Origin of the sequence: Neobacillus vireti, assembly GCF_036962345.1 — a bacterium.
GTDB classification, from domain to species: Bacteria; Bacillota; Bacilli; order Bacillales; family Cytobacillaceae; genus Neobacillus; species Neobacillus vireti_A.
The window spans coordinates 1-19238 of record NZ_JBALNB010000010.1 but is presented as its reverse complement, the minus strand read 5'-3'; the positions used below and the strand labels follow the sequence as shown (position 1 = coordinate 19238).

General features: G+C 38.6%; 24 protein-coding genes. 20 read left to right on the top strand and 4 right to left on the bottom strand.

Annotation, left to right across the window (positions count from 1 at the left end; genetic code table 11):
- Positions 1-14: 14 nt before the first annotated feature.
- The 3 genes from V7108_RS12190 to V7108_RS12180 all read left to right on the top strand — a co-directional run bounded on the left by V7108_RS12190 (position 15) and on the right by V7108_RS12180 (position 2231).
- Positions 15-1208 carry an FAD-dependent monooxygenase gene (locus tag V7108_RS12190; protein ID WP_335568403.1) on the top strand — a complete coding sequence of 398 codons (1194 nt, stop codon included), beginning with the start codon at positions 15-17 and terminating at the stop codon, positions 1206-1208.
- A gap of 93 nt (positions 1209-1301) precedes the next feature.
- Positions 1302-1796, top strand: a complete 495-nt coding sequence (locus V7108_RS12185; RefSeq protein ID WP_335568402.1) for a DinB family protein — start codon at positions 1302-1304, stop codon at positions 1794-1796.
- Positions 1797-1898: 102 nt separating this feature from the next.
- The gene (locus V7108_RS12180; RefSeq protein WP_335568401.1) at positions 1899-2231 is read left to right on the top strand and encodes an iron-sulfur cluster biosynthesis family protein; all 333 of its coding nucleotides are present in this window, start codon (positions 1899-1901) and stop codon (positions 2229-2231) included.
- An 87-nt stretch (positions 2232-2318) separates the two neighbouring features.
- Here V7108_RS12180 and V7108_RS12175 read toward each other — a convergent pair whose 3' ends face one another.
- Both V7108_RS12175 and V7108_RS12170 read right to left on the bottom strand, forming a co-directional pair.
- Positions 2319-3242: an alpha/beta hydrolase gene (locus V7108_RS12175; RefSeq protein WP_335568400.1), complete on the bottom strand. Its 924-nt coding sequence runs from the start codon at positions 3240-3242 to the stop codon at positions 2319-2321.
- Positions 3243-3496: 254 nt separating this feature from the next.
- Positions 3497-3637, bottom strand: a complete 141-nt coding sequence (locus V7108_RS12170) for a hypothetical protein (protein WP_335511506.1) — start codon at positions 3635-3637, stop codon at positions 3497-3499.
- 202 nt (positions 3638-3839) lie between these two features.
- Between V7108_RS12170 and V7108_RS12165 the strand changes: the two genes are divergently transcribed.
- The 4 genes from V7108_RS12165 (at position 3840) to V7108_RS12150 (ending at position 6760) form a co-directional block, all read left to right on the top strand.
- Positions 3840-5027, top strand: a complete 1188-nt coding sequence (locus V7108_RS12165; RefSeq protein WP_335568399.1) for an acetyl-CoA C-acetyltransferase — start codon at positions 3840-3842, stop codon at positions 5025-5027.
- A 29-nt stretch (positions 5028-5056) separates the two neighbouring features.
- Complete coding sequence (locus V7108_RS12160) at positions 5057-5746, top strand: CoA transferase subunit A (protein WP_335511510.1); 690 nt, start codon at positions 5057-5059, stop codon at positions 5744-5746.
- A 22-nt stretch (positions 5747-5768) separates the two neighbouring features.
- Positions 5769-6425 (top strand): 3-oxoacid CoA-transferase subunit B, encoded by a 657-nt coding sequence (locus V7108_RS12155; RefSeq protein WP_335568398.1) that lies wholly within the window; start codon positions 5769-5771, stop codon positions 6423-6425.
- An 80-nt stretch (positions 6426-6505) separates the two neighbouring features.
- Positions 6506-6760, top strand: a complete 255-nt coding sequence (locus V7108_RS12150; protein ID WP_335511515.1) for a YqkE family protein — start codon at positions 6506-6508, stop codon at positions 6758-6760.
- Between the two features lie 31 nt (positions 6761-6791).
- Here V7108_RS12150 and V7108_RS12145 read toward each other — a convergent pair whose 3' ends face one another.
- Together V7108_RS12145 and mciZ are read right to left on the bottom strand one after the other, a co-directional pair.
- Complete coding sequence (locus tag V7108_RS12145; protein ID WP_335511517.1) at positions 6792-7703, bottom strand: aldo/keto reductase; 912 nt, start codon at positions 7701-7703, stop codon at positions 6792-6794.
- A 56-nt stretch (positions 7704-7759) separates the two neighbouring features.
- Complete coding sequence (mciZ, locus tag V7108_RS12140) at positions 7760-7891, bottom strand: Z-ring formation inhibitor MciZ (RefSeq protein ID WP_335568397.1); 132 nt, start codon at positions 7889-7891, stop codon at positions 7760-7762.
- A 73-nt stretch (positions 7892-7964) separates the two neighbouring features.
- On the opposite strand from mciZ, the gene V7108_RS12135 reads away from it, so the two are divergent.
- From V7108_RS12135 to sigF, 13 genes are all read left to right on the top strand, one after another.
- Positions 7965-8519, top strand: coding sequence for an NUDIX hydrolase (locus tag V7108_RS12135; protein ID WP_335568396.1), 555 nt, complete (start codon positions 7965-7967; stop codon positions 8517-8519).
- The gene (locus tag V7108_RS12130; RefSeq protein ID WP_335568395.1) at positions 8516-9679 is read left to right on the top strand and encodes an endonuclease Q family protein; all 1164 of its coding nucleotides are present in this window, start codon (positions 8516-8518) and stop codon (positions 9677-9679) included. The genes V7108_RS12135 and V7108_RS12130 overlap by 4 nt, the downstream gene beginning before the upstream one ends.
- Before the next feature lie 282 nt (positions 9680-9961).
- Positions 9962-10606, top strand: coding sequence for a stage II sporulation protein M (gene spoIIM, locus V7108_RS12125; protein WP_335511526.1), 645 nt, complete (start codon positions 9962-9964; stop codon positions 10604-10606).
- Between the two features lie 109 nt (positions 10607-10715).
- Positions 10716-11180, top strand: a complete 465-nt coding sequence (gene fur / locus V7108_RS12120; protein ID WP_335511528.1) for a ferric iron uptake transcriptional regulator — start codon at positions 10716-10718, stop codon at positions 11178-11180.
- A 155-nt stretch (positions 11181-11335) separates the two neighbouring features.
- Positions 11336-11563, top strand: coding sequence for a YqzK family protein (locus V7108_RS12115; RefSeq protein WP_335511530.1), 228 nt, complete (start codon positions 11336-11338; stop codon positions 11561-11563).
- A 5-nt stretch (positions 11564-11568) separates the two neighbouring features.
- Positions 11569-12465 (top strand): site-specific tyrosine recombinase XerD, encoded by an 897-nt coding sequence (xerD, locus tag V7108_RS12110; protein ID WP_335568394.1) that lies wholly within the window; start codon positions 11569-11571, stop codon positions 12463-12465.
- Positions 12466-12677: 212 nt separating this feature from the next.
- Positions 12678-13862, top strand: coding sequence for a phosphopentomutase (gene deoB, locus V7108_RS12105; protein WP_335511535.1), 1185 nt, complete (start codon positions 12678-12680; stop codon positions 13860-13862).
- Between the two features lie 13 nt (positions 13863-13875).
- Positions 13876-14694, top strand: coding sequence for a purine-nucleoside phosphorylase (locus V7108_RS12100; protein WP_335568393.1), 819 nt, complete (start codon positions 13876-13878; stop codon positions 14692-14694).
- 37 nt (positions 14695-14731) lie between these two features.
- Positions 14732-16036 (top strand): pyrimidine-nucleoside phosphorylase, encoded by a 1305-nt coding sequence (locus V7108_RS12095; protein ID WP_335511538.1) that lies wholly within the window; start codon positions 14732-14734, stop codon positions 16034-16036.
- 127 nt (positions 16037-16163) lie between these two features.
- A complete protein-coding gene (locus tag V7108_RS12090) occupies positions 16164-17333 on the top strand; it encodes a D-alanyl-D-alanine carboxypeptidase family protein (protein WP_335568392.1) in 1170 nt (389 codons plus the stop codon).
- 241 nt (positions 17334-17574) lie between these two features.
- Positions 17575-17925, top strand: a complete 351-nt coding sequence (gene spoIIAA, locus V7108_RS12085; protein WP_335511542.1) for an anti-sigma F factor antagonist — start codon at positions 17575-17577, stop codon at positions 17923-17925.
- A gap of 1 nt (position 17926) precedes the next feature.
- The gene (gene spoIIAB / locus V7108_RS12080) at positions 17927-18367 is read left to right on the top strand and encodes an anti-sigma F factor (RefSeq protein ID WP_335511544.1); all 441 of its coding nucleotides are present in this window, start codon (positions 17927-17929) and stop codon (positions 18365-18367) included.
- A gap of 12 nt (positions 18368-18379) precedes the next feature.
- Complete coding sequence (sigF, locus tag V7108_RS12075; RefSeq protein WP_335568391.1) at positions 18380-19138, top strand: RNA polymerase sporulation sigma factor SigF; 759 nt, start codon at positions 18380-18382, stop codon at positions 19136-19138.
- Positions 19139-19238 lie beyond the last annotated feature (100 nt).

The window sequence follows — 19238 nt, the reverse complement described above, 5'->3', positions numbered from 1 at the left end:
GAGGGGAATAGTCAATGACAAATGTAAGCGATATTATTGTAGTAGGCGGAGGAATCGGTGGTTTAGCAGCAGCACTATCAGTTCAAGAAAGTGGTAAGTCTGTAGCGGTTTTTGAGCAGGCACCTGAGTTTGGAGAAGTAGGTGCAGGAATTCAGTTAGCACCAAATGCGTTAGAAGTTTTAGACCGTTTAGGTGTAAAAGAAGAAATTTTAAAACATGCAGTAGTACCAAAACGTCTTGTCCTAAAAGATGTTTATACTGCAAAAGAATTAGCCGTTCTGGATTTAGGAGAAGGTTTCCAAAAAGAATTCGGCCAGCCATACATCGTATTACATCGCTCCGACTTACACAGAGTTCTTTATGAAGCATGTCAAAAAAACAGTAATATTAAATTCTTTACCAACCAATGTATTCAAACGGCAGAACAAAATGGTGATACTGTAACTATTGTTAACCAAAATGGTGAAACGTTTACTGCAGAAGCAGTTATTGGTGCCGATGGGGTAAAATCAAACATGCGTAAGCAGCTAGTTGATGATAAACCAGTAAACTCTGCGTATGTTGCTTACCGTGGAACGATTCCAATCGAAGAAGTGGCTTCTACCGCAAACTTAGACTTAGACGATGTAATTATGTGGATTGGACCCAACCTGCACATGGTACAATACCCAGTTCGCCGCGGAGAGCTTTACAACCAAGTAGTGGTATTTAAATCATATGATGCGACTGTAGAAGACTGGGGAACCCCTGAAGAAATGGCACGTCGTTTTGAACATTGTCATCCAAAAGTTGAGAACGCTTTAACTTACATTAACCGTCAATTCCGCTGGCAAATGTATGACCGTGAACCAATCGACAATTGGACAAATGGCAACATTACGCTATTAGGAGATTCTGGTCATGCAATGCTTCAATATTTAGCTCAAGGCGGAGTTCAAGCCCTTGAAGATGCGTTTGTATTAGGTGAGGAATTAAAGAAACATAACTCTTACGAAGAAGCATTTAAGGCATATCAAGAAGTTCGTATCCCACGTTCTTCAATGGTACAAGGATCAGCACGCAGATGGGGCGAAATTATTCACGCAGAGGATCCAACTGCACTTGCGCTTCGCGACTTTATTTTCGAACATCACAAACCAACTGATTACCATGTAGTTGACTTCCTATATGGCTATTTCAAGAAAAACTACCAACGTGTTAATTGCTAGTTTATAACTTATTGCAAAATAAAAATGCGTTAGAGTTAACTCTAGCGCTTTTTTAAAATTAATATAGTAAGTGAATATGAAGGAGGACATTCAATGACAACAACAGTTCTGAATGAAAAAGTAGAAATTTTTAAAAAGAGTATCGAGGAGATTGTAGCGGTATTGAATAATACGGAAGAGGCAGCCCTTTATGTTAAACCTTCTGAATCAGAATGGTCCGCCATGCAAATTGTTTCCCATATAATAGAAGCTGTAGAATTTTGGGTTGCAGATTTGGAAGCGCTGCTAACTGTTCCAGGTGCTAAATGGGGACGTAATCACGAACATGTACGCCGTTTAGCTGCAGTAGATGAAAAGGTTGTATCACGTATTAAGAAAGAGAAGGCCATAACGGAACTTCAAAACTTAGTTCCGAAGGTAGAAGCAGTGCTTGTAAAAGTGACAGAAGAGGATCTGGTAAAAACAGCCCCAAGCTATAATCCAAAATTTGACGGAAAACCGCTATCTTTTTTAGTCGACCACTTAATCGTAAAGCACGTGACTGGACATTACGGGCAAATTGTACGTCATTTGAAAAAGATTCAATAAATACCAGTACTAAGTAGCTGAGGCCTCTTATAGCAAAAACACTAAGAATGACAAAAGATTGTGTTACAATTAGTGCATGCTAGCAGGGGGGAGATTTAAAACATGGAGATTATGATAACATCGGCAGCTGCTGAGAAACTTAATGAGCGAATTAATGGTACCGAAGGCTATCTAAAGTTGAAGTATGATATAGATGGCTGCGGATGTGCAGTAAGCGGGGTGTTCGCCCTGTGGTATGTACCTGAACTTGATTCTGACGATATGACAATTGAGACGAACGAACGCACTATATATATGGAAAAGTCGAAAACTGTCTTCTTTGATGAAAAGATGAAAATTGATTTTTCCAGTGCAAGTAATAGCTTTCAATTAAAAAGTCCACAGCAAATCTTAAATGGATATATGAGTTTAGTTTTGAAAGGAAAAACAGACTGACCCACTCCGGGCAGTCTGTTTTTTTAGGAAAGTAGATATATTTCCATTAACGCAGATATAATGCATTTATCGCAGATATAGTGAATCTTACCCATAGAACTCGCCATTGACAACGTATGTTTTTAAAAATTCATCTAAGACTCGGCGATAATCCTCTGGATTTTCATTAAAAGACTGGGCATGGCGACCGTTTACAGCGAGATAAAGCATTTTTGGGCCTTGTTTTTTCTCGTATAATTCTTTTGTCATAGCTGGAAGAATAAAATCATCGTTCTCACTGTGAATAAATAAAATAGGATTCCTGATATTTTCAATAACAGAAATTGGCGAAACGTGTCTAATTGAATATTTTTCACGCAAGCGCAAAATAAAATCAGCGATGGGAATTAAGAGTGACGGTATCATTTTGTATTCTTTTTTAAGCTGATAAGAAAGCTGCTCTTTTAAGTCAGAAAACGGACAGTCCGCAATATAAAAATCAGCACCATCCTCAAGCATACCGGCATACAGGAGCATTGTAGCCGCGCCCATCGATTCACCATGGATCCCAAGCGTAAGTGTAGATCCCTTCTCTTTTTTTAACCAATCAATTACAGCTTTTAAATCGAACTTTTCATAGTGGCCAAAGCTGGTAGTCTTTCCCCCAGACTCCCCATGGCGGCGATGGTCATAGATAACGGCATTAAATCCGTTTTCTAGGAATAGATTCATATATTTAATGGAATTAATTTTTGTTTCGGTCACACCATGAGAAATAATGACATAGCGATTGGAAACGTGTGGCTCTACAAGCAGAGCTTTAATGGGATAGCCAAAGGGAGATTCAATTGTAACTTCCCGCTTAGGAAGAGAATCGAACTGTTCGGGATTAAATCTTCCCGCTTCCTTTTCACGCTGTACAATAAATTGCTCATCCTTCTTTTTAAAATACATGAGTCGATTTGTAAAATAAAAACCTAAAGAAAATGTAAACAGGAATGAAATTAGAAGAGCTCGTAACGCTTTTCTCACAAGTACACCTCCAGAAGGTTCGCCAATAGTAATTATTTGGTAATGTTAGCATTATTTTAACATAGGAAAAGCCGCTAACTCCATTTAGCGGCTTAATTAAAATAAAAATAATAGCTATTTGAACTTTGAGAACTGTCTAGCTCCAGCGCCTAGGGGCTCGGGTCATAAGCCAATCCGTCGAGAAGGTTAAAGAGCAACCTTCACACCGGCTCGTCTTATGCCTGTCGCCCCTGTGCAAGGCGCTTCCGCATTTCTTATTGCTCTGCATTCTGTCTCTTGGTTGGATGTAGTGCTTTTTCTAGTTCCTCGGCAGCAATCATCCGCTTGCCTCCACCTGCTGTTTCTGCGTAATCCTTACCTTTTTGGCTGTATCCTTTATCGCGTTTTTGGCTCATATTCTTCAGACTCCCTTCGAGAAGTAGTTTCATTTAATAAGGTGCATATATAGGAGACTGATTATTCATCTGAAAATGTTTAATGAAGAACGGCTCAATTCAAAAAAACAAGAATTATAGAAATTTTGACAAAATAAGAGGGTTTTCAGGAATTTTGTAGAATTAAGTAAAGGTAATACATATTGAAGAGGAGCGATAGAAAATGAGCCAAACAGAAGTAGTAATTGTGAGTGCCGTACGTACAGCATTAGGTAGTTTTAACGGAAGCTTGAAAAATGTATCAGCACCAGAATTAGGGGCAACAGCTATCAAAGGAGCACTTGAACAAGCAGGCGTAAAACCAGAACAAGTGGATGAAGTTATTTTAGGAAACGTACTGCAGGCGGGTCTTGGTCAAAACCCTGCAAGACAAGCTGCTATCGCTGCAGGAATTCCTGAAAGTGTTTCCTCAATGACAATCAATAAAGTCTGCGGTTCAGGATTAAAGGCTGTTCACTTGGCAACTCAGGCAATTCTAGCAGGTGACGCAGAGATTGTTGTTGCTGGTGGAATGGAGAACATGAACCAAGCTCCTTACATATTAAAAAATGCCCGTGATGGTTTTAAAATGGGTGATCAAAAATTAATAGATACTATGACTAGTGACGGATTGACATGTGTTTTTAATCAGTATCATATGGGAATTACAGCTGAAAACTTGGCAGATAAATATTCCATTACGAGAGAAGAGCAGGACCAATTTTCAGCATGGAGTCAGGAGAAGGCTGTTAAGGCAATTGAGGAAGGTAAGTTTAAAGATGAGATTGTCCCTGTTGTCATTCCACAGCGTAAAGGTGACCCAATTGTTTTTGATACCGATGAATATCCGAAAAAAGGAACAACAGCTGAAAAACTTGCAGGATTACGTCCAGCATTCAAAAAAGATGGCAGCGTAACAGCTGGTAATGCCTCCGGAATCAATGATGGAGCAGCTGCATTAGTTGTAATGAGCAGGAAAAAAGCGGATGAATTAGGATTAAAGCCATTAGTAACGATTAAAGGGAATGCAAGTGCAGGTGTTGATCCAAGCATTATGGGAATAGGTCCGGTACCTGCTGTAAAGAAAGTGCTCGAAAAAGCAACTATTTCTATCGAAGAACTTGATTTAATTGAAGCAAATGAGGCATTTGCAGCGCAAGCATTAGCAGTTGACCGTGAACTTCAATTTAATAAAGATATCCTAAATGTTAATGGCGGAGCGATTGCACTCGGTCACCCAATCGGCGCTAGTGGTGCAAGAATTCTTGTTACACTGATTCATGAGATGAAACGCAGAAACGCCCAAAAAGGATTAGCAACTCTTTGTATTGGCGGCGGTCAAGGGGTAGCAACGATCGTTGAGCTAGCATAAACTCTTACAAAGAGGGGAGAACGATCACGATGAAGAAAATTAGTACATCCTTTCAAGAGGCTGTCGCTGATATTCAAGATGGAGCGACATTGATGGTCGGCGGTTTCGGTTTGTGCGGCATTCCTGAAAATCTAATTTCAGCCCTGGTTGATAAAGGGGTAAAGGATTTAACCGTTATTTCGAATAACTGTGGAATCGATGATTGGGGTCTTGGACCGCTTTTGAAAAATAAACAGATTAAAAAAATGATAGGTTCCTATGTGGGTGAAAATAAAGAGTTTGAGAGACAAGTTTTAGCAGGGGAACTTGAAGTAGAATTGACACCACAAGGTACTTTAGCGGAAAAAATAAGAGCAGGTGGTGCAGGGATTCCAGCCTTTTATACTCCAGCAGGGGTGGGAACACCGATTGCGGATGGCAAGGAAACCAAGGTGTTTAATGGCAGAGAGTATCTGCTAGAAGAAGCATTGACTGCTGATTTTAGTATTGTCAGGGCCTGGAAAGGTGACAAGATGGGGAATCTCGTCTACCACAAAACTGCACGGAACTTTAACCCGATGATCGCTGCGGCTGGTAAAGTAACGATTGCTGAAGTGGAGACACTCTGTGAAATCGGGGAACTCGATCCGAATTTTATCCATACTCCGAGCGTTTACGTTCAGATGATTATAGAAGGTAAGCAGGAAAAACGGATTGAGAGAATGACAGTTAGAAAATAACTTGGGGAAGGAGAGCTTGCCAATGGTCTCTGTTAGAGAGAGAATTGCGATAAGGGCAGAGAAAGAAATTAAAGACGGTTTCTATGTAAACCTAGGAATCGGCATGCCGACGCTGGTTGCTAATTTTATTTCTGGAAATAAACAGGTTGTCCTTCAATCGGAAAATGGTCTGCTTGGGATTGGTCCCTATCCTACCGAGGAAGAAGTTGACCCCGATTTAATCAATGCAGGGAAAGAAACGGTAACTGCGATTAGCGGTGCGGCCTATTTTGATAGTGCTGAATCTTTTGCGATGATTCGCGGTGGACATATAAATATAGCCATCCTTGGAGGTATGGAGGTTTCTGAAACAGGAGATCTCGCAAACTGGATGATTCCAGGGAAAATGATAAAAGGGATGGGCGGAGCAATGGACCTCGTCCATGGAGCCCAAAAAATCATTGTCATTATGGAGCATGTGAACAAGCACGGTGAATCCAAAATTTTGAAACGATGTACACTTCCGTTAACAGGAAAAGGTGTCGTTGATCGAATTATTACTGAACGAGCGGTAATGGATGTAACCGAAGCAGGGTTAAAACTTGTTGAAGTTGCTAAAGGATATTCTGTCGAGGATGTAATCAATTCAACAGAGGCATCGCTAGCAGTGGACGAAAACGTGGTGCTAGAAGCTTATTAAAAATATAAAGCAGGCTGTTCATTGAACAGCCTGCTTTTTGCTATAATACATATAAAAAGATGTTTATGGGGGAGTTTAGGATGAAAAAGAAATCGAAACAAAAAAATCAATCTAAACCAAAAAAAGAAGAAGCAGCGGTAACGCTGAAAGATATGATTAACCCGGAATTAATTAAACAGCTTAAAGAACAGCAGGATCAGCTTAAAGAGACAGAGGAGCGTAAAAGAAAAGAAGAAGAACAGCGTAAACGTGAAGAACGCCGCTTAAAAGAAAAGAATAAATCATTTGAGGAGCTGCTCAACGAAAGCGGGATGAACTGGAAGGAGTTTAAATAATAGTAAAAAGGAGAGCGTCTGCTCTCCTTTCTTAACGATGATCTTTATAAACATTTGCCTTGGATAGTTTTTTGATTAAAGCAAGTTCATCTTGTGTCAGCGGCTGGCTTTTTGTACTGCGGGCATTGCTTCTAACTTGTTCCGCACTGCTGGCTCCAGTCACAACAGAGGCAACCGCAGGATGTGCCAAATTATATTGAAGTGCAATTTCTGTAAATGAGCGGTCCGATGCCAGCTTGTCTTTCAGTATCGGCAGCACTTCAAGCAGCTCTTTTTCACTATAGTCTTGATATCCTTTTGGTGACACCTTCTCTAGCATTTTATCACTTAAGAGCCCTTTTGCGAGCGGACCGCGGGTCACCACGCTAATCCCATGTTCCTGCAAAAGAGGCAATACTTCTTCTTCTGGGCGCCGGTCTAAAATACTGTATTGCATCATAACAGAAATCATATGAGATTTCCTCACATACTCACGAATGACATTAGGCCGAATCGATGAAATTCCATAATAGCGGATATAGCCTTCAGACTTTAATTCATCAAATGCCTCAATAGTTTCATCCATTCGATCCTCAATGGTTCCGCCATGTAGCTGATACATATCAATATAATCTGTACCAAGTCGTGTCAAACTTTGTTTGACTGCTTCCTTTATGTACGATTTTGATGGATCCCACGACCACCCTGACTTATCAGGTCTCCAGCGATTACCAGCCTTTGTCGCAAGAATTACCTTTTCACGTACTTCTTTTAAAGCAGCACCGACAATTTTTTCATTTTCACCAAAATCATATAAATCTGCCGTATCAAAATAATTTATTCCCTCATCTAACGCGGTCTCTATAATCTTTCTAGCAGCTTTTTCCTCTGTTCCAATCGACATACAGCCTAAGCCCAGCTCTGTTACCCATAAGTCAGAGTTTCCAAGTTTTCTTTTTTTCAAAATGATCACCCCGTCCTAATTTTAGTAAAGAACGGGGTAGACTACAAATGTAAAGGTTATTTAGCTGAGAAATTTTCAACCCATTCGGCAACTGTCGAATAATTCTTATTGTATTCTTTTAGCTTTTGGATAATCTCCCATCCTTTCCCTACAAGAATAATCCCTTTGTCATGCACGTATACCTTCATCCATACCCCTCCAAATCAAGTATGGTAAAATGTATGAAGTGCATATCCCGAATTAGAACAGGAGTTGATCTAGATGAGTAACCTTACTGAAAAAACGATACATAGTGAGGAGATTTTTTCAGGTAAAGTAATTAGTCTTCATCTTCAGGATGTTGAACTTCCAAATGGAAATCAGTCCAAAAGGGAAATCGTCAAACATCCAGGTGCAGTCGCTATTTTAGCGCTTACGGATCATAATAAAATTGTGATGGTAGAGCAATTTCGTAAAGCACTGGAACGAACGATTGTTGAAATCCCAGCAGGCAAGCTAGAAAAAGGTGAAGAGCCTGCACTTTGTGCGCGCAGAGAATTAGAGGAAGAGACAGGATATGAATGCGAAAGTCTGGAGCTTCTCGTTTCGTTTTATACATCACCTGGTTTCGCTGATGAAATCGTTCATCTGTTTATTGCTAAAGGATTAACGAAGAAAGAAAATGCAGCACCACTGGATGAAGATGAATTTGTAAACCTCGAAGAGATAACTTTGGATGAAGCAGTTCAATACGTGAAGGACCAAAAAATCTATGACGCTAAAACTGCCTATGCTGTTCAATATCTGCAGCTACAAGAGGTGCTGGCAAGAAAATGAAAAGATATTATGTAGATTTACATATTCATATCGGAAGAACATGGACCGGAAAGCCTGTAAAAATAACAGGTGCCAAATCATTAACATTTACAAACATCATTGAGCATGCGCGGCACGAAAAAGGACTGAATATGGTTGGAATTATTGATAGTCATTCACCAGAAGTAATTCTAGAAATGGAAAGCCTGGTTTCTGGCGGTGACATTGTGGAACATCCAGATGGCGGTTTGGCATTTGGTGATTTAACGATTATTCCTGGTTCCGAGTTAGAAATCTATGATGAACAATGTAATGGACCGATTCATGTACTTTGTTATTTTCCTACTATCGTGATCATGAGAGAGTTTTCCAATTGGCTATCGGGTCATTTGAAAAATGTTCAATTAAGTTCGCAGCGAATATATGCGTCAGGTCTGGAATTACAAAGAAAGGTAAAAGAACTAGGCGGTTTATTTATTCCTGCCCATGTGTTTACACCTTTTAAAAGTCTATACGGTAAAGGTGTCAATAAATCATTAACAGAAGTTTTCGATCCCAACCTTATAGATGGGATTGAGCTGGGATTAAGTTCTGATACAAGCATGGCAGACCAAATTAAAGAATTACACAACTATACCTTTGTAACCAATTCAGATGCTCACTCATTAGCGAAAATTGCCCGTGAATATCAGGTTATATCGATGAACGAACCTTCTTTTAAAGAATTAGGGAAGGCATTAAAAAAGGAAGACGGCAGGCAAATCATAGCGAACTATGGTTTAGATCCGCTCCTTGGAAAATATCACAAAACCGTCTGTGCAAAATGCTTGCATCCCGCTGGCGAGGAAGATCAAATCTGTAATCAATGCGGTAGTAATAAGATTATTAAAGGTGTAGCGGACCGAATCCTTGAATTGAAGACAGTTGAACAGAGCCCAGAAGGCCGTCCCATCTATGTCCATCAAGTTCCACTTGAATTTATCCCTGGATTAGGTTCAAAATTACTTGAAAAGCTAGTTAATCATTTTGGATCCGAAATGGCAATTTTACACGAAGTTCCTTTTGAAGCATTAACCGAAGTGGTTCCAGCTAAAATAGCCGGCCTCATCATGAAAGCTAGAGAAGGAAAAGTAAATTTAGCTGCAGGCGGCGGCGGAAAATACGGAAAAATAGCAGATTAATTTCATATTTATATTTAAAAACCTGGCAGAGTAACTAAAATCTGCCGGGTTTTTAGTCGTAATAGATTGGAAAAATTAATATATCTGCGTTAAATGGAGTTTATCTGCGATAAACCAAATATGTCTGCGTAAATGCAATTATATCTGCGATAAATCAAAATATATCTGCGATGCCCCACTCTCCCTCTTCTAAAAATTAAATCTACTAATTTATCGTCATAGAATTACTAGAAGCGCATAAAATGTAATAACTTAACCCGAGAGAAATAGGAGGAACCGCAGATGAAGAAACGATTGTACCAGACCGATGCCGCCAGTTATTTCCGTGAGCATTCCTCAATTTTTTTATTTATTGTCATTTTATTTTTAATGGGAGTCATTTTTGGAGCGATTGTCGTAAATAGCATGAGTATCACTCAAAAAGAAGACTTGTTTTATTATCTATCACAATTCTTTGGTCAAATTCAAAATGGTAAGGTAGCAGAAAATAATGATTTATTTGCACAAAGCTTTCTTCATAACAGCAAGTTTATTGGGTTGATCTGGATTTTGGGAATATCGATTATTGGGCTTCCAGTAATCCTCATTGTCTTATTTATTAAAGGCTTGGTGGTTGGTTTTACGGTTGGTTTCTTAGTAAGTCAATTGGGCATAAAAGGATTTTTACTTGCATTTGTGTCCATTTTGCCACAAAATTTGATTATCATTCCCGTTTTCATTATGATGGCTGCATTTTCAGTCATATTCTCATTGAGAATGATAAAAAAACAATTCTTCAAGAAATATGGTCAGCCAATCCTGCCATTTTTTAAGAACTATATAGTAAGCTTTGTTGTCGCTGTAGTTCTTATTTCTGCTGCTTCGGGGGTCGAGGCATATGTATCTCCTTGGTTAATGAAAACGATGATGGGTTCACTTAATTTATAATTAATATTATATAATATTAGTTATAATATCTTGTTTATAATAATTTTATTTTGACTCCTCTTTCTCATCTGTTATAATGAGAATAGCAGCGGCGAGGGAGGGACTTCGGATGGAGACTAGAATTGAGAGAATAAAAAAGCAGTTGCATTCATCTAGCTATAAGCTAACACCTCAACGTGAATCAACCGTTCGGGTATTGTTAGAGCATGAAGAGGATCATTTAAGTGCAGAAGATGTATACCTCCTTGTTAAAGAAAAATCGCCTGAAATCGGATTGGCAACTGTCTATCGTACACTTGAATTACTAACTGAATTGAAAATTGTTGATAAAATTAACTTTGGTGATGGAGTTTCTCGATATGACCTTCGCCAAGAAGGGGCCGCTCATTTTCATCATCATCTCGTTTGTATTGAATGTGGAGCAGTTGATGAAATTCAAGAGGATCTTCTTGAAGATGTTGAGGCTACAGTTGAACGCAGGTGGAATTTCATCATAAAAGATCACCGGCTTACCTTCCATGGCATCTGTTATCGTTGCCAAGATAAAGGAAAAGCAGAAGAAAAAAACGAATAATAATTGAAAGTCCTTTTTGAGTAAAAAGGACTTTTATTATTTCTATGATTCTTTTCATCATTAAAAATTTATTCCCCCAAAATAACTTGATTAGGTATAAAAGTTGGACAAATTGGCATATCTTTTACTAGGCTAAACAGTTTGGGGGAAGGTAAATGTTCTCTTTTATTAAAGTAGTACTACAAACCTTAAAGGTTTTTATTATATTTACTGGGTGCACGGTTCTCTTTTATTATGGTATTATGTGGGTAAATGAAGAGTATCAAAATTATCATCGCTATGATTCACCAGAAGGCTCAGCATTAAAGGTATCCACTTTGAATCATGAGCAAAATCCATCTTGGCTGGATCGGCTGATTTTGTTTTACTTAAACGGGGAGTAATCGTTATGGATGATTATTTAAAAAAGTTTATGCAGTTCATGCTTGTTGAAAGAAGGATGGCGAAGAATACGTTGCTTTCCTATGAACGAGATTTGAAAAGCTATCTTCAGTATATTAAACATGTCGAAGCAGTTGATTCATTAAATCATGTGCAGCGGGCACATATTGTCCATTTCTTGTCCTTTTTAAAGGAACAAGGGAAGTCAGCGAAAACAATCGCAAGGCACGTAGCTTCTATTCGTGCATTCCATCAATTTTTATTACGTGAGCAGGCGGTCTATCAGGACCCGTCTGTGCTAATCGAACCTCCTAAGTCAGAGAGGGCAATGCCAAAGGTTTTGAGCTTAGAAGAAGTAGAAAAACTTTTAGACTTACCAAATGGACAAGGACATTTTGGTTTAAGGGACAAGGCAATGCTCGAGCTCCTTTATGCAACGGGTATTCGTGTTTCTGAGTTAATTGAAATTGACGTAGAACATGTAAATGTAACAATGGGATTTATTCATGTTACAAGTAATACCAATAAAGAGCGAATCATTCCAATAGGAAAAACAGCAGCAGATGCCCTAAAACGTTACATAGAACATGGCAGGCAAAATTTCGTTTCAAAAAATCTGCCTATAGATTCAGCTTTATTTTTAAACCATCATGGAAAGCGACTAACACGACAAGGTTTTTGGAAAATTTTAAAAAAACTGGCTAAAGAAGCTGGAATCGACAGTGAACTTACTCCACACACACTACGTCATTCATTTGCGACACACCTTTTGGAAAATGGAGCTGATTTAAGAGCAGTTCAAGAAATGCTCGGACATGCTGATATCTCAACGACGCAAATTTATACTCATCTCACGAAGACAAGATTAAAGGATGTCTATTGTAAATTTCATCCAAGAGCTTAATAGGATGATAGTTTAAAGAAATTAAAAAATGTCGAAAAGCTGCCAAAATAAATGGCAGCTTTTTCTTGTATTTATACAAGAGTTTAGTAAAATATAGAAGTCAGACTTCTGACATTAAATTTATTAAGATAATCATAATCCCATTTTTATAAGGGCAATCTATTATTAATGATTAGAGAAACATTCACCATAGAAAAAGGAGGAAGACTCGTATGACTTTACCTACATATAAACGAATTTTTGTTATCGTAATGGACTCCGTAGGAATTGGAGAATCACCGGATGCAGATAAATTTGGTGATAAAGGTGCGGACACATTGGGTCATATTGCAGAAGCAATGAATGGTCTAAATATGCCAAATATGGGGAAATTAGGTTTGAGCAATATCCGTGAAATTAAGGGGATTGAAAAAGCCGAAAAACCATTGGCTTACTATACAAAAATGATGGAGGCATCAAATGGTAAGGACACGATGACAGGTCATTGGGAAATTATGGGTTTGAATATTCAGACGCCATTTCGTGTATTCCCGGATGGTTTTCCAGATGAACTCCTTTCTGAATTAGAGAAACGCACCGGCAGAAAGATTATTGGAAATAAACCAGCTAGTGGAACAGAAATACTTGATGAGCTAGGGGAAGAGCATATGAAAACGGGGGCATTGATTGTCTATACGTCAGCAGATTCAGTGCTTCAAATAGCAGCTCATGAAGACATTATTCCACTCGAAGAACAATATAAAATTTGTAAAATTGCTCGAGAGTTAACACTTGATGAAAAATATATGGTAGGCCGTGTCATTGCTCGTCCATTCTTGGGAGAACCAGGTAATTTTAAAAGAACGGCTAATCGTCATGACTATGCATTAAAACCTTTTGATAGAACAGTAATGAATGAAATGAAAGATGCTGGGTTAGATGTTATTGCTATAGGAAAAATTTCTGATATTTATGATGGGGAAGGAGTCACTCAGTCACTTAGGACTATTTCCAATATGGATGGTATGGATAAGCTAGTCCAAACCCTTGATATGGAATTCACAGGAATGAGCTTCTTAAATTTGGTTGATTTTGATGCTCTGTATGGACACCGCCGCGACCCTAAAGGGTATGGAAAAGCACTTGAAGAATATGATGCCCGCCTTCCAGAAGTATTTGCAAAGATGAAAGAAGACGATTTGTTAGTCATTACCGCTGATCATGGAAATGATCCAGTTGCACCTGGAACAGACCATACACGAGAATATGTGCCATTGCTTATTTACTCATTGAATATGACTGCAGGAAAAGAATTACCGATTAGAGAAACATTTGCTGACATTGGTGCAACTATTGCAGAGAATTTTAATGTAAAAATGCCAAACTTCGGAAAAAGTTTTTTAAATGAATTGATATAAAAGAGGGATGAAAATGACAATCGAAAAAACCCAAAATGCAACTGAATTTTTAAAAATGAAATATACCAATACACCCAAAATCGGCCTTATTTTAGGCTCAGGCCTAGGTGTTCTAGCAGATGAAATTGAAAATCCAGTCAAAATTCCATACAATGAAATACCTGAATTCCCAATTTCAACGGTTGAAGGCCATGCCGGTCAATTGGTTTTTGGAATTTTGGAGGGTGTAGAAGTGGTAGCGATGCAAGGTCGTTTCCATTTTTATGAAGGATATGGAATGGATAAAGTAACCTTCCCTGTTCGTGTTATGAAGGAATTAGGAGTCGAAATGTTAATCGTCACCAATGCTGCAGGAGGGGTGAATGAGAGCTTTGAAGCAGGAGATCTCATGATAATTAATGATCATATTAATTTTACAGGAACAAATCCGCTGATTGGCCCGAATGATTCGAAATTTGGTCCACGGTTCCCAGATATGTCTGAGGCTTATACCAAAGAATTAAGGATTGCTGCTAAAGAAATAGCAGGCCGTTTAAATATCAATGTAAAAGAAGGCGTCTATTTTGGGTTTTCAGGACCAGTTTATGAAACGCCTGCGGAAATTAGAATGGTTAGATCTCTCGGCGGAGACGCTGTGGGAATGTCAACAGTCCCTGAAGTAATTGTAGCTCGGCATAGTGGTTTGAAGGTTTTAGGAATTTCTTGTATTACGAATATGGCTGCAGGTATTCTTGATCAACCTTTATCACATGAGGAAGTAATCGAAACGACAGAAAGAGTGAAAGCAAATTTCCTTTCGTATATCAAAGAAATTGTTAAAACAATCGGATAATAACCTGAAATATAAATCTAAATAAGTGGTGATATAGATGAGAATGGTGGACTTGATTGAAAAGAAACGAGATGGACATGAACTAACTGCAGAAGAAATAAAATTTATTATTAACGGATATACAGACGGATCGATTCCAGATTACCAAGTCAGTGCCTTAATGATGGCTATCTTTTTTAAAGGAATGACTGAAAAAGAAAGAGCAGATTTAACCATGGCAATGGTCGAATCAGGCGATCAAATTGATCTTTCACAAATTGCAGGAATTAAGGTGGATAAACATTCTACTGGAGGGGTTGGGGATACAACAACACTTGTACTTGGACCGCTCGTTGCAGCATTGGAGGTTCCTGTAGCAAAGATGTCAGGTCGTGGTTTAGGACACACTGGCGGAACGATCGATAAATTAGAAGCCGTGAATGGTTTCCACGTTGAAATAGAGAACGAGGAATTTATTGAACTGGTAAACAAAAATAAAATTGCAGTAATTGGTCAAAGCGGAAACTTAACCCCTGCTGATAAAAAACTATATGCGTTAAGAGACGTTACAGCCACAGTAAATAGTATTCCATTAATTGCAAGCTCCATCATGAGCAAAAAAATTGCTGCTGGAGCTGACGCTATTGTCTTAGATGTGAAAACAGGTGCTGGTGCATTTATGAAAACACTGGATGATTCAAAAGAATTAGCAAAAGCAATGGTAGGTATCGGAAACAAGGTTGGAAGAAGAACGATGGCGGTTATTTCTGATATGAGTCAACCGCTGGGATATGCAATTGGGAATGCTCTTGAGGTGAAGGAAGCGATTGATACCTTAAAAGGGGAAGGTCCTGAGGACTTAACAGAACTATGTTTAACGCTTGGCAGTCATATGGTTTACTTAGCTGAAAAGGCAAGCTCATTAGCTGAAGCGCGCACATTGTTAGAAAACGTGATTAAAGATGGATCTGCACTGGAAAAATTAAAGGTTTTCTTACGCTCACAAGGTGGAGACGATTCAATCGTTGATGATCCTTCTAAAATGCCGCAGGCACAGTTTACATTCGAATTAGAAGCAAAGGAAGATGGGTACGTTTCTGAAATTGTTGCGGATGAAGTAGGAACAGCTGCAATGATTTTAGGGGCAGGAAGAGCTACAAAGGATTCTGTTATTGATTTAGCTGTAGGGCTAGTTCTTAGAAAGAAAATCGGCGATCAAGTGAAGAAAGGCGAATCGTTAGTGACGATATATAGTAATTTTGAAGATGTTAAACAAGTTAAAGAAAAATTATATGAAAACATTCTTCTTTCTACTAACAAAGTGGAAGCACCACTCCTCATTCATGGGGAAATAACAGAATAGTATAAGGAAAGCAGAAAGTCCAGGAATATTTTCCTGGACTTTTTTATTTTATTAACAGGAAAATACTGTATAAAGTTGTTGGAATTGGAAAAAATGGAATCTATATAAAGAATGGAGGGTTATGCCAATGAAACGATATATCTCTTTACTAGTAATAGCCTTGTTATTAACAAGTGTATGGATATCACCCGTAACTGCAGAAGAAAAACAGAGTAGTGACATCACAGACAATGTAAGATCAGCGATTTTAATTGAGCGTGATACAGGTCAAATTCTTTATGAGAAAAATAGTAATGAAGAGCTTCCACCTGCAAGTATGACTAAAATTATGACCATGCTGCTTATTATGGAAGCAATAGATCAAGGAAAACTCAAATGGGATGAAAGTGTTCGAACAAGTGAGTATGCTGCGTCAATGGGAGGCTCACAAATTTTCCTTGAACCTGGGGAAGAAATGACTGTAAAACAAATGCTCCAAGGTATTGCGATTGGTTCAGGAAATGACGCTTCTGTAGCGATGGCAGAAAAAATTGCCGGATCAGAAGAAGCATTTGTTGACATGATGAATGACAAAGTAAAAGACCTTGGATTAAAGAATACTGTTTTTAAAAATACAACAGGCTTACCTGGAAGCGGTCACTATAGTTCCGCCCATGATATGGCTATAATGGCCAAGGAACTACTAAAATATGAAGACATCACAAAGTTTACTGGTATGTATGAGGCATATCTTCGAGAGAATACAGACAAAAAATTCTGGCTTGTTAATACCAATAAATTAGTTCGCTTCTATCCGGGGGTAGATGGTCTTAAAACAGGTTTCACAGCTGAGGCAAAATATTGTTTGACAGCAACTGCTCAAAAGGATGGCATGCGTGTCATTGCAGTCGTTTTTGGAGCACCAACCTCCAAAGAAAGAAATGCCCAAGTAACAAAGATGCTTAACTTTGCGTTTGCCCAATATCAAACACATCCTATGTTCAAACGAAATCAAGTGATTGGCAATGCTCATGTGAATAAAGGAAAAGACAAGAAAGTAGAGGCTGTTACAAGCGAACCTCTATCCTTACTCACTAAAAAAGGTGAAAAAACCGAGGATGTAAAACGTCAAGTTACTCTTGATAAAAATCTTGATGCTCCTATTAAAAAAGGAGATAAAGTAGGAACCATAAAACTCGTGAAAGATGGAAAGGTAGTCCTTGAAAGTGAGATAGTTGCGAAAAATGATGTGAAAGAGGCAGGCTGGTGGACGCTTTATAAGCGATCATTTGGTATGTTCACCAAGGCTGGGAAATAAACATTCTTTAAATGTCCAGTTCCAGCGCCTAGGGCTCGGGGGCATAAGCCCTGAATACTAAGAAAGCACCTTGGAATAATCTTCGAAGGAACAAGCTACGATTGTTCCGAAGGCGCTTCCACTTTTCGTGTCGAATTCCAACTTTTTTTAGCAAATATCAACTAGTTTTGTCTTGATAGAAGGAGAATGCTCTAACGGTAACGAATTGACTCACTATACCAGATGAAGGAGGCTAGGGATAGTGAGTCTTAACATTGAAATGGAAATAAAACATGATGTTTTATGTTTGCGTTTAAGTGGTGAACTAGATCATCATACAGCGGACGAATTACGTGAACAAGCTGCTAATGCAATAGAAAAAAATGATATTCGGCATATAGTACTAAATTTGGAACAGCTTTCTTTTATGGATAGCTCTGGATTAGGTGTCATCTTAGGGCGTTACAAGCAAATAAAGCAAGTGCATGGTGAAATGGTGGTTTGTGCGATTTCCCCTGCAATACAACGATTATTCGATATGTCGGGGATGTTTAAAATCATTAAGCTGGAACCGACAGAAGAGTTTGCATTGCAAAGATTGGGGGTGGCATGAGATGAAGAATCAGATGAATCTTCAATTTAGTGCCTTAAGTCAAAATGAATCATTTGCACGTGTCACTGTTGCAGCTTTTATTGCGCAGCTCGACCCTACAATGGACGAATTGACTGAAATTAAAACAGTTGTTTCTGAAGCAGTTACCAACTCCATTATTCATGGTTATGAAAATGACCCAAATGGAATTGTTTATATCCAGGTTACGATTGAAGATAATATCGTCAATATTTCGATCAAAGATGCAGGATTAGGGATTGTAGATGTGGAAGAAGCTCGACAGCCATTATTTACAACGAAGCCGGATTTAGAGAGATCTGGCATGGGATTCACTATCATGGAAAATTTCATGGACGAGGTTGAGGTTCTCACACAGCCAGGTAAAGGAACCGAAGTAAGACTAAAAAAGCATTTACACACAAGCAAAATGCTATGCAATTAAGGAGACTTGCCAATGGATGTGGAGGTCAAAAAAGATAAGGCGCAAACGTATTTAAAGGACAATGAGGTTAAAGAACTTATTAAAAAAAGTCAGGACGGAGACCAAGCAGCGAGAGATCTAATTGCTGAAAAAAATATGCGTCTCGTCTGGTCCGTTGTTCAGCGGTTTTTAAATAGGGGATATGATCCAGATGATCTTTTCCAAATCGGCTGTATCGGATTATTGAAATCAGTAGATAAGTTTGATCTTTCCTATGATGTGAAATTTTCTACCTATGCAGTTCCGATGATTATCGGTGAAATCCAAAGGTTTATTCGTGATGATGGAACGGTAAAGGTAAGCCGTTCATTAAAGGAAATGGGAAACAAAATTAGAAAGGCGAAGGATGAATTATCAAAAATACTTGGAAGAATTCCAACTGTTAATGAAATTTCAGAGCATTTACAGCTATCGCCTGAAGATGTCATTCTTGCTCAGGAAGCAAGTAGAACACCTTCTTCTATTCATGAAACGGTCTATGAAAATGATGGAGACCCTATTACGTTATTAGACCAAATTGATGACGGAAATGAAGGAAAATGGTTTGATAAAATTGCCTTAAAAGAAGCGATTCGAGAATTGGATGAACGTGAGAGGCTCATCGTTTATTTACGATACTATAAGGATCAAACTCAATCCGAAGTAGCAGTGAGGCTAGGAATTTCTCAAGTTCAGGTTTCAAGACTCGAAAAAAAGATACTGCAGCAAATGAAAGACCGTATGGATCTCTGATCCAAACGGTCTTTTTTGCCGTGTTCAGCTAAAATAGATAGTGCCGATAAACTCGGTCTCCTCAAATTATCGTAACAATTAGCCCAGGATAGTGCCGATA

Coding starts and splice junctions, on each gene's coding strand:
- V7108_RS12190 (WP_335568403.1), top strand. CDS start 15: ATGACAAATGTAAGCGATATTATTGTAGTAGGCGGAGGAATCGGTGGT.
- V7108_RS12185 (WP_335568402.1), top strand. CDS start 1,302: ATGACAACAACAGTTCTGAATGAAAAAGTAGAAATTTTTAAAAAGAGT.
- V7108_RS12180 (WP_335568401.1), top strand. CDS start 1,899: ATGGAGATTATGATAACATCGGCAGCTGCTGAGAAACTTAATGAGCGA.
- V7108_RS12170 (WP_335511506.1), bottom strand. CDS start 3,637: ATGAGCCAAAAACGCGATAAAGGATACAGCCAAAAAGGTAAGGATTAC.
- V7108_RS12165 (WP_335568399.1), top strand. CDS start 3,840: ATGAGCCAAACAGAAGTAGTAATTGTGAGTGCCGTACGTACAGCATTA.
- V7108_RS12160 (WP_335511510.1), top strand. CDS start 5,057: ATGAAGAAAATTAGTACATCCTTTCAAGAGGCTGTCGCTGATATTCAA.
- V7108_RS12155 (WP_335568398.1), top strand. CDS start 5,769: ATGGTCTCTGTTAGAGAGAGAATTGCGATAAGGGCAGAGAAAGAAATT.
- V7108_RS12150 (WP_335511515.1), top strand. CDS start 6,506: ATGAAAAAGAAATCGAAACAAAAAAATCAATCTAAACCAAAAAAAGAA.
- mciZ (WP_335568397.1), bottom strand. CDS start 7,891: ATGAAGGTATACGTGCATGACAAAGGGATTATTCTTGTAGGGAAAGGA.
- V7108_RS12135 (WP_335568396.1), top strand. CDS start 7,965: ATGAGTAACCTTACTGAAAAAACGATACATAGTGAGGAGATTTTTTCA.
- V7108_RS12130 (WP_335568395.1), top strand. CDS start 8,516: ATGAAAAGATATTATGTAGATTTACATATTCATATCGGAAGAACATGG.
- spoIIM (WP_335511526.1), top strand. CDS start 9,962: ATGAAGAAACGATTGTACCAGACCGATGCCGCCAGTTATTTCCGTGAG.
- fur (WP_335511528.1), top strand. CDS start 10,716: ATGGAGACTAGAATTGAGAGAATAAAAAAGCAGTTGCATTCATCTAGC.
- V7108_RS12115 (WP_335511530.1), top strand. CDS start 11,336: ATGTTCTCTTTTATTAAAGTAGTACTACAAACCTTAAAGGTTTTTATT.
- xerD (WP_335568394.1), top strand. CDS start 11,569: ATGGATGATTATTTAAAAAAGTTTATGCAGTTCATGCTTGTTGAAAGA.
- deoB (WP_335511535.1), top strand. CDS start 12,678: ATGACTTTACCTACATATAAACGAATTTTTGTTATCGTAATGGACTCC.
- V7108_RS12100 (WP_335568393.1), top strand. CDS start 13,876: ATGACAATCGAAAAAACCCAAAATGCAACTGAATTTTTAAAAATGAAA.
- V7108_RS12095 (WP_335511538.1), top strand. CDS start 14,732: ATGAGAATGGTGGACTTGATTGAAAAGAAACGAGATGGACATGAACTA.
- V7108_RS12090 (WP_335568392.1), top strand. CDS start 16,164: ATGAAACGATATATCTCTTTACTAGTAATAGCCTTGTTATTAACAAGT.
- spoIIAB (WP_335511544.1), top strand. CDS start 17,927: ATGAAGAATCAGATGAATCTTCAATTTAGTGCCTTAAGTCAAAATGAA.
- sigF (WP_335568391.1), top strand. CDS start 18,380: ATGGATGTGGAGGTCAAAAAAGATAAGGCGCAAACGTATTTAAAGGAC.